Source organism: Nocardiopsis sp. FIRDI 009, from assembly GCF_003386285.1.
GTDB lineage: Bacteria > Actinomycetota > Actinomycetes > Streptosporangiales > Streptosporangiaceae > Nocardiopsis.
The window spans coordinates 1-15903 of sequence record NZ_QPNC01000029.1 but is presented as its reverse complement, the minus strand read 5'-3'; the positions used below and the strand labels follow the sequence as shown (position 1 = coordinate 15903).

The window sequence follows — 15903 nt, the reverse complement described above, 5'->3', positions numbered from 1 at the left end:
TGCCCCGGAGGGCGGACCGCGCACCCGGTCCGCGCGACACGCCGACGCGGAACCCCGCCGGGACTGGACTTCCTAGTAGGCTGCCCGCCGTGGCGGGGCGCCCTGCCCGCCGGACCGAACGAGCCGCTCCCCTGGAGGTGCGACCCCCGATGGCCACGCGTGCCAAGTCCTCCGGAGGGTCGGGGCGCAAAAAGCCCGCCAAACGGCGCTCCTCGCCCCCCGTGATGCCCGACGGACCCATCGCCTTCGTCGTGACCCTGTTCGGGCAGTTCCTGCTGGTGCTGTGGAAGGTCGTCGCGCACACCGTGGGCGGAGCCGCGCGGGCCGTGGGGCGCAGCGCCCGCGACCTCGACCCCGACCTGCGCAGGGACGGCGCCGGGCTGGTCCTGCTGGCCGCGGGGATCCTCATCGCCGGCGCCGTGTGGTGGCAGAGCGAGGGCCTGCTCCTGAGGGCCACCCGCACCGTCGTCGTCGGCGGGTTCGGGACCTTCTCCCCGATCCTGCCACTGCTGTTCCTGCCCCTGGCCATCCGGCTGATGCGCACCCCCTCCAGCGCGCGGGAGGGCGACGCCGGCCGTCTGTTCATCGGCTTCAGCGCGATCATGCTGGGTCTGCTCGGTCTCATCCACATCGGCCACGGCGTCCCCCAGCCCTCCGAGGGGCTGGCGGCGCTGATGGACTCGGGCGGGCTCATCGGCTACGTCGCCTCCGGGCCGCTCAGCGCGATCGTCACCCCGTGGCTGACCGGACTGCTCCTCGTGCTCATCCTGGTCTTCGGCGTCCTGGTGGTCACCGCCACGCCCATCCGGCGCATCCCCGACCGCCTCCAGACCCTCTTCGGCGCCCTCCTGGAGCGCGACACCGGCCCCGACTCCGGGCTGGGCATCCTCGGCGCCGACCCCGGACAGGACAGGGCCAAGCCGCGCCGCAAACCGCGGCGCAAGCGCACCGAGGAGACCGTCGCGGGCGACCACGAGCGCCCCTACGACAGCCCGGTCCTGCCCAGCGATCCCGACACCGAACCCCTCGCACCGGCCCTGACCGACGAGGAGGAGGCGGCGGAGCGCCCCCGGCCCAAGCGCAGGGGCAGGGGCGGGTCCGGCGCGGACGAGCACTCCCCGACCCCCGCCCCCTCACCTCCGCCGGCCGCCACCGAGCAGCTGTCCATCCCCTCCCGGGTCGTGGACGGCGACTACGACCTGCCCGCACCGGGCATGCTCAAGCCCGGCAGCCCGGTCAAACCGCGCACCAGGGCCAACGACGAGGTCGTCGAGGCGCTCTCCGGCGTGCTCACCCAGTTCAGCATCGACGCCGAGGTCACCGGGTTCACCCGGGGGCCGACGGTGACCCGCTACGAGATCGAACTGGGCCCGGCGGTCAAGGTCGAGAAGGTCACCGCGCTGACCAAGAACATCTCCCTGGCGGTCAAGAGCGCCGATGTGCGCATCCAGTCGCCGATCCCCGGCAAGTCCGCGATCGGCGTGGAGATCCCCAACACCGACAAGGACATCGTCAGCCTGGGCGACGTCCTGCGCTCCCCGGCGGCCACCTCCGACGACCACCCCATGCTGGTGGGCCTGGGCAAGGACGTCGAGGGCACCAACGTGGTGGCCAACCTCGCCAAGATGCCGCACGTGCTGGTCGCGGGCGCCACCGGCGCCGGTAAGTCCACCTGCATCAACGGACTGATCACCTCGCTGATGATGCGCGCCACCCCCGACGAGGTGCGGATGATCCTGGTCGACCCCAAGCGGGTCGAGCTGACGATGTACGAGGGCATCCCGCACCTGATCACGCCCATCATCACCAACCCCAAGCGGGCCGCCGAGGCGCTCCAGTGGGTCGTGGGGGAGATGGACCGGCGCTACGACGACCTGGCCGCCTCCGGTTACCGGCACGTGGACGACTTCAACGCCGCCGTGCGCACGGGTGAGCTCAAGGCCCCGCCCGGCAGCGAGCGCGAGTACCAGCCCTACCCGTACCTGTTGGTGATCGTCGACGAGCTCGCCGACCTGATGATGGTCGCCCCGCGCGACGTCGAGGACGCCGTCGTGCGCATCACCCAGCTGGCCCGCGCCGCCGGCATCCACCTGGTGCTGGCCACCCAGCGGCCCAGCGTGGACGTGGTGACCGGGTTGATCAAGGCCAACGTGCCCTCGCGGCTGGCGTTCGCCACCTCCAGCCTCTCCGACAGCCGGGTCATCCTCGACCAGCCCGGCGCGGAGAAACTGGTGGGCAAGGGCGACGCGCTCTTCCTTCCGATGGGGGCGGGCAAGCCCATCCGGCTCCAGAACGCGTGGGTGTCGGAGAAGGAGATCCGGGGGATCGTCGAGCACTGCAAGAAGCAGTCCGAGCCCGACTACCGCGAGGACGTCGCGGCGGGGGAGACGAAGAAGAAGGAGATCGACGAGGACATCGGCGACGACCTCGACCTGCTGCTCCAGGCGGTCGAGCTGGTGGTCACCACCCAGTTCGGGTCGACGTCCATGCTCCAGCGCAAGCTTCGGGTGGGCTTCGCCAAGGCGGGCCGCCTCATGGACCTGATGGAGAGCCGCGACGTCGTCGGCCCCAGCGAGGGGTCCAAGGCCCGCGACGTCCTGGTCACCCCCGACGACCTGCCCGGCGTCCTCGCCGAGATCCGCGGCGGCTGACCGCGGCCGGCCCCGGTCGCGGACGACCGCGCCGGCGCGGAACCTCCCGGCCGGAAGCCGGAGGTCTGTCCGATTTGGTGTGATCTTTGGGACGTCCTTGGGCGTGGTGGCCTGCGTGTTCGAGCACGGAATAGCAGAGTGGTTCGGTGTGAGCGCACAAAGTAGCGGGGGGAGCGCGCATGGCGACGATCGGTCAGACCCTGGCGGCGGCGCGGGTGGCCGCGGGACTCACGGTCGCGGACCTCAGCACCCGTACACGCATTCGGGAGCAGGTCCTGCGCGGTATCGAGCGGGAGGACTTCGTCCCGTGCGGAGGCGACTTCTACGCGCGCGGGCACATCCGCGGTATCTGCCGGGTCCTCGGCCTGGATCCCGCGCCGCTGATCGACGAGTTCGACCGTGAGCACGCCCATCCCGGCGCGGCCGCCTTCGTCCCGCCCGCACGACACCCCGCCGCCGGGTCCTCGGCGGACCGCGCCGCGACCGAGGCCGCGCGCGGTCAGGCGTGGGGGGAGGAGTCCGCGGAGACGCACACGGCGGTGCGCCGTCTCGGCGGGGAGGACCACGACCCCGGTGACCGGTCGGAGCGGTGGGGGCACTTCGAACGCCGCCAGCACGTGCGCGGACGCGTCCGCCAGGGTCGGCGCGCGCGGGGGCGGGCGGCCGCCGTCCCCGGACCCCGCCGCACCGCCGAAGGGCAGCGGCGGCGTCCCCCGGGCGAACCGGGCCCCCGGCCGCGCCCGGCGGTCAGTGCGACCCGGACCAGGCGCGGCGAGGCGGTCCGCCGCCACTGGCCGTGGGCCGTGGTCGGCGTCATCCTCGTCCTGGGCGTCCTCGTGGGCGTGCACGCCTGGGAGGAATGGGAGGGCGGCAACCCGCTGCGCGCGGCCTTCGACCGCGGATCGGACACGGTCGACTCCTCGGTCACCGTGCCGGACGTCCCCGTACCCGCGGAACGGCCCTCGATCGACGAACCGGTGTTCGAGGAGCCGGAGGAGGTCACCATCGCCGTCACCGCCTCCGACCGCAGCTGGATCAAGGTCACCGACCCCGACGGGAAGGACCTGTTCACCGGGTTCCTCCTCGACGGCGACACCGAGGAGTACGTGACCGAGGACACCATCGACCTGTGGGTCGGCAACGCGGGTGTGGTCAGCGTGGCCGTCGACGGGGAGGACCTCGGCACGCTCGGCCGCTCCGGGGAGGTCACCTCCGTCACCGTCGGAGCCGACGGCGTGCGGGGGTAGGGGTTGTCCCGGGGCGCCCGCCTCGGGGGCGCCGTGCGGGCACCGACAGGGTTCCCGGAGATCGGGGCCGCGCCGTAGGCGTCCGTTGGGGGTGGCGGCGGGCGGCGGGCGGGACGAAGCGGAGCAAGGGCCCAAAAGCAAGCACGGTACGGTCGGGTGACGCGTCCACGGTAGTGTGGTGGGTCGTGGGTGGTGCCGCCAGGCGCCGAGTCGCGCGCGAGGCCGGACCGGATCCGCCGCGCCGCGTACCCGCACACCACGTCGAAGCTCTCCCACACCTTGGAAGCCATGTCATCGCGCCGTACTGTCTCGCTCGTCACCCTGGGGTGTGCGCGTAACGAGGTCGACTCCGAAGAGCTGGCCGGACGCCTCTCCGAAGGCGGATGGGAACTCGTGGACGGTGACGCGGACGTGACCGTCGTCAACACCTGCGGGTTCATCGACGCGGCCAAGCAGGACTCCATCCAGACGATCCTGGACGCCGCGGAGAACGGCGGCCGGGTCGTCGCCGCGGGCTGCATGGCCGAGCGCTACGGCTCCGAGCTCGCCGAGGCCCTGCCTGAGGCCCAGGTCATCGGGTTCGACGACTACGCGACCATCACCGACCGCCTCGACGACGTCGTCGCCGGGCGCACGCTCGTCCCGCACGACCCGCGGGACCGGCGCACCCTGCTGCCGATCAGCCCGGTGGACCGCGACGCCGCCGACGTCCACGTCCCCGGCCACGCGTCCTTCGCCGACGCCGAGGGCGCGGAGGGCACCGAGCTGCCCTACCGCGCGGCCGTGCCGCGGCGCCGCCTGAGCGGGGGGCCGGTCGCCAACCTCAAGATCGCCTCCGGCTGCGACCGCCGGTGCACGTTCTGCGCCATCCCCGCCTTCCGCGGGGCCTACATCTCCCGCCACCCCGACGAGATCGTCCGCGAGGCCGAGTGGCTGGCCAGCGAGGGCGTGCGCGAGGTCTTCCTGGTCAGCGAGAACTCCACCTCCTTCGGCAAGGACCTCGGCGACCTGCGGGCCCTGGAGAAGCTCCTGCCGCGCCTGGCCGCCGTGGAGGGCCTCGACCGGGTCCGCGTCAGCTACCTCCAGCCCGCCGAGGTGCGCCCCGGACTGGTGGACGTGCTCACCTCCACCCCCGGGGTCGTGCCCTACTTCGACCTGTCCTTCCAGCACGCCAGCGGCACGCTGCTGCGCCGCATGCGCCGCTTCGGCGACCGCGAGCGCTTCCTGGAGCTCCTGCGCACGGTACGCGAGCGCGCGCCCGAGGCCGGGGCCCGCTCCAACTTCATCGTGGGCTTCCCCGGGGAGACCGAGGAGGAGTTCGAGGACCTGGTCGCCTTCCTCAGCGAGGCCCGCCTGGACGCCATCGGCGTGTTCGGGTACTCCGACGAGGACGGCACCGAGGCCGTCGGCCACCAGGGCAAGGTTCCCGCCGAGGTGATCGAGGAGCGCGTGGAGCGGCTCAACCGGCTCTCCGAGGAGCTCATGGCCCAGCGCGCGGAGGAGCGGATCGGTTCGCAGGTCACCGTTCTGGTCGAGTCCGTGCTGGAGGACGGCGCGTACGAGGGCCGCGCCGACCACCAGGCGCCCGAGGTGGACGGCAGCACCATCCTCTACGGTGAGGGGCTGGCCGTGGGAGACCTCGTCCGGGCCACCGTGATCCAGGCCGCGGGGGCCGACCTCGTCGCGGAACAGGACGAAGCGCCGGACGGGGAAACCGGAGACAGATGAGCACCCACGATTCCGCGGCGTCGCCCGCCCCCCACGTTCCCCTGTGGAACATCGCGAACATCCTCACGATGAGCCGCCTGGTCATGGTGCCGGTGTTCGTGTGGTTCATGCTCCTGGACGGACCGTGGTGGCGGTTGGCCGCGTTCGCGGTGTTCGTGTTGGCCGCCGTCACCGACCGGATCGACGGTGAGCTGGCCCGCCGCCGCAACCTGGTCACCGACTTCGGCAAGATCGCCGACCCCATCGCCGACAAGGCGCTGACCGGCGCCGCGCTGGTCGTGCTCTCCCTCCAGGGCGACCTGTGGTGGTGGGTGACCATCGCCATCCTCGTCCGCGAGTGGGGCATCACCGTGCTGCGCTTCGCGGTCCTGCGCTACGGCGTCATGCCCGCCAGCCAGGGCGGCAAGCTCAAGACCGTCCTGCAGATCGTGGCGATCAGCCTCTACCTCTTCCCCGCGGCGCTGCTGCCGTTCAGCGTGGTGTTCGTCTGGGCCGCCCACATCGTGATGGGCGCGGCACTGGCGGTGACGGTCTGGACCGGACTCGCCTACGTGGTCGACGCGATCCGCCTCATCCGCGCCAGGCGAGGGCGTACGGCGTGAGCGAACCGCACGGCGCCCCGGGACTCGGCGGCGACGCGCTCACCGCGGCCGAGGCCGTCCACCGGGCGCTGCTGGAGCGCCGTTCCACCTGCGCCACCGCCGAGTCCCTCACCGGCGGGCTCCTCGGCGCCCACCTGACCGCCGTCCCCGGCGCCTCCAACACCTACCGGGGCGGGGTGGTCACCTACGCCACGGACACCAAGGCGGGCCTGCTGGGGGTTCCCGAGGACCTGCTGGCCGCCCAGGGGGCGGTCCACCCCGAGGTGGCCGCGCACATGGCCGCGGGCGTGCGCCGGCTGATGGGCGCCGACTACGGGGTCGCGGTGACCGGCGTCGCCGGGCCGGACCCCCAGTACGGGCGGCCCGTCGGGACCGTCTTCGCGGCCGTCGCCGCACCCGCCGGGACCAGCGCCGTCCGAGCGTTCCGTTTCACCGGGGATCGTTCGGGTATCCGCTACCACACGGTCGAGGGCGCCCTGGCGCTCCTGGAGTCGGCCGTCCGCGGCGACGCGGTGGGAGCCACCCGGTCCTAGGGTGTGTGTGGCGGGCGTACACCCCGCCGCACGACGCACGCCCTGGTCCTCCGGTCGGTCACCCTCTCCCGTACGACGGGAACAAAACCACTCCAGCTGGTGGTTCCCCCTCCAGCGAACAGGATGGCAAGAGGTGCCCGAATCGGGCGTGGGGCAGGTACGGTGTTGTATATGAAGGTCGCTACCGGCGGGAGGGAGCGCGAATGATGGTCCTGCTTCGTCACCTACTTGGTGACGTGCTCAGGCGGCTGCGACAGCGCCAGGGCCGCACCCTCCGCGAGGTGTCGGCCGATGCACGTGTGTCCCTCGGCTACCTCTCGGAGGTCGAGCGGGGTCAGAAGGAAGCCTCTTCCGAGCTGCTCTCCTCGATCTGCGGGGCACTGGGTGTCCCGCTTTCCCAGGTGCTGCGGGAGGTCTCCGACCAGCTCGCCCTCGCGGAACTCCAGGAGGCCGCGCTGCTGGGCGACACGGTCCCGACCGACCCCGTCGCGGCTCAGGACCTCGGCATCGAACCGGTACCGGATCGTGTTCCCCAGGTCGCCGACATGGTGGGGGTCTGACCTCCACGGATCCGTTCGTACATCCTCGTGACCACGTGAAGGAGCCGGCCACCCCGGGTGGCCGGCTCCTTCACGTGTCGGCGGGCCTCAGCCGCGGCCCGGCGGTCCTCAGGGGTGGGTGTGGTTCACCCAGGCGTCGGGGTCCTCGGCCAGGACCCGCACGGTCTCGGGCAGCTCGTTGGTGACCAGGTGCTGGAGGTTGACGCCCTCCAGGATCGCGCGCTCGCTGGCGCGCAGGGCGATCCACACCTGTTGGAGGCTGCGTGCCGCGCCGTCGTAGTCGACGTGCTCGGGGCGCTCACCGCGGACGTTGGCCAGGGGGCCGTCGACGGCGCGGATGATGTCGGCGAGGGAGATCTCCTCGGCGGGGCGGGCGAGCCAGTAGCCCCCGACGGGGCCGCGCTGGCTGCGCACCAGGCCGGCGCGGCGGAGCTGGGTGAGGATGTTCTCCAGGAACTTTCCGGGGATGGCCTGGGCGCGTGCGAGCTGCTCGGCCGTCACCGGCCCCTCACTGGCGACAGCGAGTTCTGCGGCCGCGCGTAGCGCGTAGTCGACCCGGGCTGAAAGGCGCATGCTGTGATTATGCCGTGGTTAGAAGGGCGAATGGGGCACCGGGAGTCGGCGGGTGCGTCGACGCCCGGGGTGCTACACGTTAAGAGTACTTCTCCTACCGGCTTTCGGGGACATGAGCGGGGTTGCCCCCGTCACGGCCCGGCCTCGCCGGCGGTGGCGGACAGACCTCCGGCCCGGCTCCTGGAGGGAAACGGAACCGGGCCGGGGGTTCGGGGCACACGTGGCGGCGCGGGGCCCGCGGAGGGGGCGGGCCTCACGCGCCCCCGGAGGAGGCGCCCGCCAGGGCGCCCAGGAGCTCCGCGGCGCTCAGGCCGTTGACGTGCGCGGCGCCGTAGGTGCGCACGTGGGTGCCGTGGTCGGGCCGCCAGACCGGTAGCCCCATCTCCACCACCACGGCGGTCGGCCGGGCGCTGAGCAGGCGCGTGACGAGCTCACGGGCCTCCGGGTACCGGTGGGCGTCGCGGACCACCACGACCAGGTCGCGGTCCCCGGCGTCGGCGAGCAGCCGCTCGGCGTGCGCGGGGTCGGGCGAGACCCGCTCCGTGCCGGGGAACCAGGGCCCCAGACCCCACGGGACCTCGCCCACGGCCATGCCGGGCGGGGCGTCCACCTCGACGACGTAGGGGTCGGACAGCGCCGGCAGGTCCCCCTCGACCCGGATCGCCCGCCGGGCGCCGGACAGGCCGATGCCGTCGGCCTCGGGGGGCGCGGCGCGGTGGGCCGCGGAGTCCCTGATCCAGGCGCGCAGCCGCAGGGTGTGCTCGGCGGCCTCCTCCAGGCGCTCTCCGGGCAGGCGGCCCTCGCGCACGGCCGTGACGAGGGCGGCCCGCACGGCGGCGATCTCGTCGGCGTAGACGAACCGGCCCAGGCACAGCAGGTCGCACCCGGCGGCCACCGCGCGCACACAGGCCTCGGGGATGCCGATCGACTCGCTGACGCCGCGCATCTCCATCGCGTCGCTGACGATGGTGCCGGTGAAGCCGAGTTCCTCGCGCAGCAGCCGCGTGACGACGTTCGGGGCGAGGGTCGCCGGACCCAGGCCGCCGAGGGCCGGGACCTCGATGTGCGCGGTCAGGATCGCCTGGACGCCCGCGTCGATCGCGGAGCGGAAGGGCAGGAGTTCGCGTCGGTGCAGCAGCTCGGCGTCGGCGTCCACACGCGGCAGGACGTGGTGGGAGTCCTGCGAGGTGGCGCCGTGGCCGGGGAAGTGCTTGGCGCACGCCGCGACACCGGCCTCCTGGAGGCCGAGTACGGCGGCGGCGCCGTGGCGGGCCACGAGTTCGGGGTCGGAGCCGAAGGAGCGCGTGCCGATCACGGGGTTGTCGTCGGCGACGTTGACGTCCACCGACGGGGCGAGGTCGAAGTTGAAGCCGAGTCGGGCCAGGCGCCCGCCGAGGGAGCGGTGGGTGGCCCGGGTCAGGTCGGGGTCGTCGACCGCGCCGAGGGCGGCGTTGCCGGGGTAGTCGCTGCCGTGGGCCTGCCCGATGCGGGTGACGTCTCCCCCCTCCTCGTCGAGCGAGACGAGGGGGGTGTCCGCGGCCTCGGCCAGCCGCGCGTTGAGGGCGGTGACCTGTTCTGGTCCGTCCAGGTTGTTGTGGAACAGGCAGACGCCCGCGATGCCGTCCGCCAGGCCCTCCAACACCCAGCGCGGGGCGTGGTGGGACTCGAATGGCACCAGGAGGGTGGCGTTGGCCAGGCGCTCCAGGGTCGGGTCGTTCGGCATGGCGAACTCCGTTCGGTGAGCGAGGGTGCCCGTGGCAGGGCAGACGTGTGGCGTAGGGGCGGGTAGGAGGGGGTCTGTCCCGGAGGCGTCGGTCGAGGGTCGGCGGCCCACCCCTCGCACGTGGCGCACCGGTGGGCGGTGGTGGGTGACGGGTGGGCCCGCGGAGAGCCGTCGCGGACCCGCCCGTCACCGGGGAGGGGCTCAGCCCTTGACCGCGCCCATGGTCAGGCCGGAGACCATCCGTCGTTGGACGAACAGGAAGAAGATCATCACCGGGACCGTGAGCAGGGTGGAGGCGGCCATGATCGACCCCCACTCGATGGAGACCGCGCCGAAGTAGTACTGGAGCGAGATCGGCAGGGTGTAGGCGCCGGTGTTGTTCTGGAGGAAGGTGAACGCGACCAGGAACTCGTTCCAGGCGGTGATGAACGCGAAGATGCTCGACGCGCCCAGGCCCGGCGCGACCAGCGGCATGAGGATGCGCCAGAAGACGGTCCATCCGTTGGCGCCGTCGATCGCCGCGGCCTCCTCCAGTTCCTTGGGCACCGCGGCCACGAAGTTGCGGACCATCAGGATCGTGATCGGCAGCATGACCGCCACGTAGACGACGAACACGCCCGACAGGTTGTTGACCAGCTCGACGTCCAGGGCCTGGCCCATGTGGAAGAAGTTCACGAACAGCGAGATGATCAGCGCCTCGACCGGCACCATCTGGATGACCAGCAGCATGATGATGAAGGCCGAGCGCAGCCGGAACCGGAACCGGGCGACGGCGACGGCCGCGAACAGCGACACCAGGGCGGCGAAGGCCACGGAGCAGATGGTCAGCAGGAGGCTGTTGGTCAGAAAGGACCAGAACGAGGTGTTCGGGATCAGGACACCCGAGATCACCCGCTCGAAGTGCTCGAAGGTGATCTCACGCGGGAACACGGTGGGTTCGCGGGTGAAGATCTCTCCGGTGGGGCGCAGCGCGGTCGCCAGGACCCAGTAGACGGGGAACACCGCGAAGACGAACACCGCGACGGCGGCGGCGTACATGCCGACGCTGCCGGCGATCTTGCGCAGCCGGTAGACGTTGTTCATCGGACCTCCCCCTGGCGGATCATCACGCGCAGGTAGTAGGCGGTGATCCCGAGCACCAGAACGGTCATGATCACGGCGATCGCGGACCCCATGCCGTAGTTCGGCGGGGTCGAGGCGAAGCCCAGCTGATAGATGTACACGGGCAGCAGCGCCACCTCACGGTTGTCGACGCCGTCGGCGAGGATGAACAGCTGCGTGAAGATGCGGAAGTCCCAGATCACCTGGAGGATCAGGAGCAGGGCGAACAGCGGGCGCAGCATCGGGACGGTGACGTTCCAGAAGGTCTTCCAGGCGTTCGCGCCGTCCATGCGCGCGGCCTCGTACAGCTCGTCCGGAATGCTCTTGAGCCCGGCCAGGACGCTGACCGCCACGAACGGGAACGACTGCCAGACCACGGTGACGATGAGGATCGGGAACAGCGTTCCGGGGTCGTTGAACCAGTTGAACTCGTTCCACCCCGATCCCACGAGCCAGTCCGGAAGGGCGTCCAGAAGGGTGTTGACCAGTCCGTAGCGGGTGTCGAAGAGCCACCGGTAGACGATCGCGGCGCTGATGACCGGGGTGGCCCAGGCCAGCATGAGGCCGAGGCCGAGGACCGTGGAGGCCCACTTGGGAAGCTTGTTGAGCAGGATGCCGACGAGCGTGCCGAGCACCATCGTGACGACCACCATGACCAGGCAGACCACGATGGTGTTGCGGAAGATCGTCCAGAAGCGCTCGTCGGTGAGCACCGAGGTGTAGTGCTCGAACCCGTTCCACTCCGCCTCGTCGCCCATGAGCTGGCGCAGGCCGTAGTCGTGGAGCGACATCCAGACCATCTGCACGATCGGCCACAGCAGGACCAGCGCCAGGATGGCCAGGGCGGGAAGGATGAGCAGGTAGGGGGTGAGGCGACGGCGGGTCCGCGTCGCCAGCCCACCGGTGCGCGCCCCGTTCCCCTTGCGCTTCTCAGCGGTGGAGGGGCGTTCCAGTGTTTGTGTCATGGGAAGTTCTCACCTGGCGGTTGGGCGGGGGTGGCCGCCGTGGTCGTCGGCGGCCACCCCCGTGCCGTGTGCTCGTGGCACGCGGGATGTGACTATTCGGTGGGGCGGTTGAGCGCCTCGGTGAGCTCTTCGTTCAACTCGGGCAGCACGTCGTCGGCGTCCTCGCCCTCGGCGAGACGGGCCACCGCGGTCTGGATGGTGGCCAGCTCCCACTGGACGTGGCCCCAGTTCGGGGTGTCCGGGAACAGGCGCAGGTCACCGCTGGCCTGCGTGGCGGCGCCGGCCAGGACCGGGTCGTTCTGGAACTGGTCGCCCTCCAGCAGGTCGCCGTAGGTCGGGAACATCGAGGAGACCTCGTTGTAGGCCAGCGCGTTGTCCTTGCTGTTGAGGACCTTGATGTACTCGAACGCGGCCTCGGGGTGCTCCGTGGTGTTCCACACGGCCAGGTCGGAGCCGCCGCCGAAGGCCGGGGCCATGCCCTCGGCGCCGGGGATCGGCGCCGTCGCCCACTGGTCGGCGTGCTCGTCGTTGATGTCCTCGAGCTGCGTGCGGGCCCAGGGACCGTCGATGAACATGCCGACCTCGCGGTTGACGAAGTCCGCGTGGGCGCAGTCGACCTCGTTCAGGCCGATGCACGCCTTGGGCGAGATGCCGTCGACGGTCAGGTCGGCGTAGAACTGGAGGGCCTCGGAGGTCGCCTCGGAGTCGAGGCGGCCGACCCACTCGTTGCCCTCGAGGGTGGCGAACTCGCCGCCGTTGGACCACACGAAGCTGGCGATGCCGTTGATGAAGTCCGTGGGGGCCGCGAAGCCGGGGACGCCGTACTCCTCCTCGATGTCGGTGGCGACCGTCTCCAGGTCCTCCCAGGTCTCCGGCGGCTCGTGGCCGAGCTCGCGGAGCCAGTCGGCGTTGTACCAGAGGGCGCGCACGCCGCTGTACCACGGAACGCTGTACTGGGCGTCGTCGAAGGTGCCGTTGGCGTAGGCGCCTTCGAGGAAGTCGTCGCGGTTCTCCCACTCCTCGGCGAACTCGGCGACATCGTAGAGGGCTCCGGCGTCGGCCCAGGTCGGGACCTGGTCGTTACCGATCTCGACGACGTCGGGGCCGCCGCTGACCAGGGCGGTCTGGAACCGCTGGGAGAACTCGCCCCACGGGATCCACTGAACGTCGACCTCGGTGTCGGGGTATTGCTCCTGGTACTGCTCGGTCACCGAGGCCATGAACTCGTTCTGGGCCTCGGTGGCGTCGCCCATACGCCAGACGGTCAGGGTCTCCGGCGCATCGGCCGAACCGCTGTCGTCGCCGTTGTCGGAACCGCCGGAGCACGCGGCCGCGAGCAGTGCCACGGCCGTGACCGCGGCGATCTTCGGGAACTTCATGTGTACCTGTCTCCCTTCGCACGACGCGCCGGGTACGACGCCTGTGCTCGAGGGGGCCTGGGATCATGGACTGATCCCGCCGCCTCGACGTCTTACTGGGGGATGTGCTCGGATAGCACGTTGGCCGCCCCGCCGGCGCGGGTACCGGGGAGTCCGATAGTAGGTCGGACCTGCCGGGACGTGACCTCCTGTGAGGTTGTGAGCTAAATTAACAGGAAACTTTCCTAATAAAAACAGGGTGAGGTGTCACGGTTATGTCTCAACGTCCGGGGACTCCCCGGCTGCTGCGCCAGCTCAACGACCGCGCGGCACTGGAACTGCTGCTGTCCGCCGGTCCGCTGACCCGGACGCAGCTCGGGACGAGGACCGGCCTGTCCAAGGTCACGGCCTCACAACTCCTCGCACGGCTGGAGGAGCGCGACCTCGTCCGTGTCGTGGGAAGCCAGGCCGGAGGGCGCGGACCGAACGCCGCCCTGTACGCCGTCGTGCCAGAGAGCGCCTACGTGGCCGCCCTCGACGTCAGCGCGCACCGCGTCACCGCCACCATCGCCGACATCACCGGTGAGGTCGTGGGCGACGTCACCGTCGACCCCAGCACCTCCGACGACCCCGTCGCCCTGGTGCACACCGCCGTCATGCGCCTGGCCGACACGGCCGGGGTCCCCCTCGACCGCGTACGGGCCTGCGTCATCGGCACACCCGGCGTGGTGGACCCCCGCACGGGCGACATCCGCTTCTCCTTCGACCTCATGTCCTGGCACGAGGGCGTCCTGGAGGCCCTGCGCGCCGACCTCAAGCGGTCGGTGGTGATCGAGAACGACGTGAACCTGGCCGCGCTCGCCGAGCACGCCTCCGGCGCCGCCGCGGGCGTGGACGAGTTCGTGCTCATCTGGCTCAGCGCCGCGGGCGGCGTCGGCATGTCCACCATGATCGACGGGCGGATACACCGGGGCCGCTCCGGCGGCGCGGGCGAGATCGGCTACCTCCCCGTGCCCGGCGCCCCCACCCCCGTCGAGGCCGGGGTCTCCGGCGGCTACGAGGCGATGGCCGCCACCGATGAACTGCCGCACGGCTTCCAGGCCCTGGTCAAATCCAGGGCGGTGGTCGCGCTGGCCCGGGAACACGGGGTCGAGGGGGCCGACGTCACCGAGGTCGTGGCGGCCGCGGCCCGCGCCGGAACCCCCGAGGCCGACGCCTTCCTGGACGTGCTCGCCGAGCGCCTGGCGCGCGGCGTCGCGGCGGTCAGCGTGATCCTCGACCCCGGGCTCGTGGTCCTGGGCGGGGACGTGGCCCGGGCCGGGGGAGACAAGCTCGCCGAGCGGATCCAGGCCGCGGTCGCGCGCATCGCCCCCAACGAGACCGAGGTCCGCATGGGCACGGTCGAGGGCAGCCCCGTGGTGCGCGGCGCCCTCCTGCACGCCCTGGAACGCGCCCGCGAGGAGGTCTTCTCCTCCACCGTCTGACGCCCCGCGCCGTGCCCCGACCCTCACCCGACGGGGCGCGGCCCCGGCTCAGCCGCCGAGCGGCGCGAACGAGTCGACGACCTCCGTCATGACCCGCTCGTAGTCGGAGAACTCCCCGGCGGGCACGGTGAACCGGATGATGTGGATCCCCACCCCGTCGACGGTCACCGTCTTCCACAGGCCGTGCCGGGCCCGCTCGGTGTAGTTCGCGCTCCGGTAGGTCCCCTCCAGGTAGGCCGTCCGCCAGCCCCGGGGCTCGTCGCCGTGCCCCCGTTCCAACCGGATCCGCTCCCAGTCCGTGGAGTCGGGGTCCGAACCGCTGGCGATGTTGAACTCGGTCTCCTCCAGCCAGTCCCACCCGGTGTACTCACCGCGGCCGGACCCGTCCAGGGAGAGCACCAGGGTGTCGATCCGGTGGTCCCCGGCCGGGCTGGTGAACGTCCGCCGCGCCCCGTCCCCGCCGTCCCCCATCCCCTGGTTGGCCATGGTGCTGCCGCGGTGCTCCCACCCCTCGGGGTAGCGCAGCGTGTACCCGGGGCCCTCGTAGGTGGCGAACCCGGTCCGCACACCGCGGGTGCCCAGGTAGACCGCGCTCCCGGTGCCGCCCAGCAACCCCAACCCGACCCCGGCGGCGATCGACAGCGCCCGGCGGCGGCCCGGCCCGGGCAGCGGTGGTGGCGGCGTAGGCGGCGAAGGGTCAGGTTCGATCATCGCGAGCGCCTCGCCCGCGGTGGGGCGGGCGTCGGGGTCCCGGTCGAGCAGGGCCTCGATCACGGTGCCGAGCCGACCCCCGACGGGACACGGCGGCACCGGATCGTTCATGATCGCCCTGAACGTGGCCATCGCGGACTCGCGCCGGAACGGCGAGTCGCCTCCGACCGCCCTGAACAGTGTGATCCCCAGGCTCCACAGGTCCGAGGCCGCCGGGGAGCCGTGCTCCCCGAACCGCTCCGGAGCCATGTACTCCAACGTCCCCAGGCGTGCCCCGCTCGCGGTCAGCGCGGTGCTGGCGTCGAGCACGCTGGCGATCCCGAAGTCGGTGAGGACGGCCCGGTCCGCGTCCTCGGCCAGCATGATGTTGGCGGGTTTGACGTCCCGGTGGATCACGCCCAGGTCGTGCGCCGCCCCCAGCGCCCGCAGCATCTCCCCGGCCAGGCGCTCCGCGTGCTCCGCGGTCAGCGGACCGCTCTCGCGCAGGTGCTGCTGCAGGGACCGCCCGCCCAGCAGCTCCATGACGATGTAGGGGTCGTCGTTCTCCTCCAGCACGTCGTGGACGGTCACCACGCAGGGGTGCCTGACCCCCGCGGCGGCCCGGGGGGGCTTAACCCTGGATCTTGGACACGCTGAACCCGACAGGTGTCGGGAGGAAGCGAGAATC

General features: G+C 71.8%; 13 protein-coding genes. 7 read left to right on the top strand and 6 right to left on the bottom strand.

The annotated features are described in order from the left end of the window. The first annotated feature begins 149 nt into the window (after positions 1-149). The 6 genes from DVR05_RS22190 to DVR05_RS22165 all read left to right on the top strand — a co-directional run bounded on the left by DVR05_RS22190 (position 150) and on the right by DVR05_RS22165 (position 7321). On the top strand, positions 150-2651 hold the full coding sequence (locus DVR05_RS22190) for a DNA translocase FtsK (protein ID WP_116247849.1): 2502 nt from the start codon (positions 150-152) through the stop codon (positions 2649-2651). A gap of 179 nt (positions 2652-2830) precedes the next feature. Then, on the top strand, positions 2831-3898 hold the full coding sequence (locus DVR05_RS22185; RefSeq protein ID WP_116247848.1) for a helix-turn-helix domain-containing protein: 1068 nt from the start codon (positions 2831-2833) through the stop codon (positions 3896-3898). Positions 3899-4186: 288 nt separating this feature from the next. Continuing rightward, positions 4187-5626 (top strand): 30S ribosomal protein S12 methylthiotransferase RimO, encoded by a 1440-nt coding sequence (rimO, locus tag DVR05_RS22180; protein ID WP_116247847.1) that lies wholly within the window; start codon positions 4187-4189, stop codon positions 5624-5626. Further along, positions 5623-6228: a CDP-diacylglycerol--glycerol-3-phosphate 3-phosphatidyltransferase gene (gene pgsA, locus DVR05_RS22175; RefSeq protein WP_116247846.1), complete on the top strand. Its 606-nt coding sequence runs from the start codon at positions 5623-5625 to the stop codon at positions 6226-6228. The genes rimO and pgsA overlap by 4 nt, the downstream gene beginning before the upstream one ends. After that, positions 6225-6761, top strand: a complete 537-nt coding sequence (locus tag DVR05_RS22170; protein ID WP_116247845.1) for a CinA family protein — start codon at positions 6225-6227, stop codon at positions 6759-6761. The genes pgsA and DVR05_RS22170 overlap by 4 nt, the downstream gene beginning before the upstream one ends. Before the next feature lie 203 nt (positions 6762-6964). Beyond that, positions 6965-7321, top strand: a complete 357-nt coding sequence (locus DVR05_RS22165) for a helix-turn-helix domain-containing protein (RefSeq protein ID WP_116247844.1) — start codon at positions 6965-6967, stop codon at positions 7319-7321. Positions 7322-7429: 108 nt separating this feature from the next. Here DVR05_RS22165 and DVR05_RS22160 read toward each other — a convergent pair whose 3' ends face one another. The 5 genes from DVR05_RS22160 to DVR05_RS22140 form a co-directional block, all read right to left on the bottom strand. Beyond that, positions 7430-7894: an Rrf2 family transcriptional regulator gene (locus tag DVR05_RS22160; RefSeq protein ID WP_116247843.1), complete on the bottom strand. Its 465-nt coding sequence runs from the start codon at positions 7892-7894 to the stop codon at positions 7430-7432. Positions 7895-8147: 253 nt separating this feature from the next. Next, on the bottom strand, positions 8148-9617 hold the full coding sequence (locus DVR05_RS22155; RefSeq protein ID WP_116247842.1) for a glycoside hydrolase family 3 protein: 1470 nt from the start codon (positions 9615-9617) through the stop codon (positions 8148-8150). 201 nt (positions 9618-9818) lie between these two features. After that, positions 9819-10700, bottom strand: a complete 882-nt coding sequence (locus DVR05_RS22150; RefSeq protein WP_116247841.1) for a carbohydrate ABC transporter permease — start codon at positions 10698-10700, stop codon at positions 9819-9821. Beyond that, the gene (locus DVR05_RS22145; RefSeq protein ID WP_116247840.1) at positions 10697-11683 is read right to left on the bottom strand and encodes a carbohydrate ABC transporter permease; all 987 of its coding nucleotides are present in this window, start codon (positions 11681-11683) and stop codon (positions 10697-10699) included. The genes DVR05_RS22150 and DVR05_RS22145 overlap by 4 nt, the downstream gene beginning before the upstream one ends. Positions 11684-11775: 92 nt before the next feature. After that, positions 11776-13062: an extracellular solute-binding protein gene (locus DVR05_RS22140; protein ID WP_116247839.1), complete on the bottom strand. Its 1287-nt coding sequence runs from the start codon at positions 13060-13062 to the stop codon at positions 11776-11778. Positions 13063-13316: 254 nt separating this feature from the next. Here DVR05_RS22140 and DVR05_RS22135 point away from each other — a divergent pair, with 254 nt between their 5' ends. Continuing rightward, positions 13317-14525 (top strand): ROK family transcriptional regulator, encoded by a 1209-nt coding sequence (locus tag DVR05_RS22135; RefSeq protein ID WP_116247838.1) that lies wholly within the window; start codon positions 13317-13319, stop codon positions 14523-14525. Positions 14526-14573: 48 nt separating this feature from the next. Here DVR05_RS22135 and DVR05_RS22130 read toward each other — a convergent pair whose 3' ends face one another. Beyond that, a complete protein-coding gene (locus DVR05_RS22130; RefSeq protein WP_255423107.1) occupies positions 14574-15881 on the bottom strand; it encodes a serine/threonine-protein kinase in 1308 nt (435 codons plus the stop codon). Positions 15882-15903 lie beyond the last annotated feature (22 nt).

What these genes read in the sequence shown, in the direction of transcription:
- DVR05_RS22145 (WP_116247840.1), bottom strand. Translation starts at nt 11,683, where the DNA reads ATGACACAAACACTGGAACGCCCCTCCACCGCTGAGAAGCGCAAGGGG.
- DVR05_RS22165 (WP_116247844.1), top strand. Translation starts at nt 6,965, where the DNA reads ATGATGGTCCTGCTTCGTCACCTACTTGGTGACGTGCTCAGGCGGCTG.
- DVR05_RS22190 (WP_116247849.1), top strand. Translation starts at nt 150, where the DNA reads ATGGCCACGCGTGCCAAGTCCTCCGGAGGGTCGGGGCGCAAAAAGCCC.
- pgsA (WP_116247846.1), top strand. Translation starts at nt 5,623, where the DNA reads ATGAGCACCCACGATTCCGCGGCGTCGCCCGCCCCCCACGTTCCCCTG.
- DVR05_RS22140 (WP_116247839.1), bottom strand. Translation starts at nt 13,062, where the DNA reads ATGAAGTTCCCGAAGATCGCCGCGGTCACGGCCGTGGCACTGCTCGCG.
- rimO (WP_116247847.1), top strand. Translation starts at nt 4,187, where the DNA reads ATGTCATCGCGCCGTACTGTCTCGCTCGTCACCCTGGGGTGTGCGCGT.
- DVR05_RS22185 (WP_116247848.1), top strand. Translation starts at nt 2,831, where the DNA reads ATGGCGACGATCGGTCAGACCCTGGCGGCGGCGCGGGTGGCCGCGGGA.
- DVR05_RS22160 (WP_116247843.1), bottom strand. Translation starts at nt 7,894, where the DNA reads ATGCGCCTTTCAGCCCGGGTCGACTACGCGCTACGCGCGGCCGCAGAA.
- DVR05_RS22155 (WP_116247842.1), bottom strand. Translation starts at nt 9,617, where the DNA reads ATGCCGAACGACCCGACCCTGGAGCGCCTGGCCAACGCCACCCTCCTG.
- DVR05_RS22135 (WP_116247838.1), top strand. Translation starts at nt 13,317, where the DNA reads ATGTCTCAACGTCCGGGGACTCCCCGGCTGCTGCGCCAGCTCAACGAC.
- DVR05_RS22150 (WP_116247841.1), bottom strand. Translation starts at nt 10,700, where the DNA reads ATGAACAACGTCTACCGGCTGCGCAAGATCGCCGGCAGCGTCGGCATG.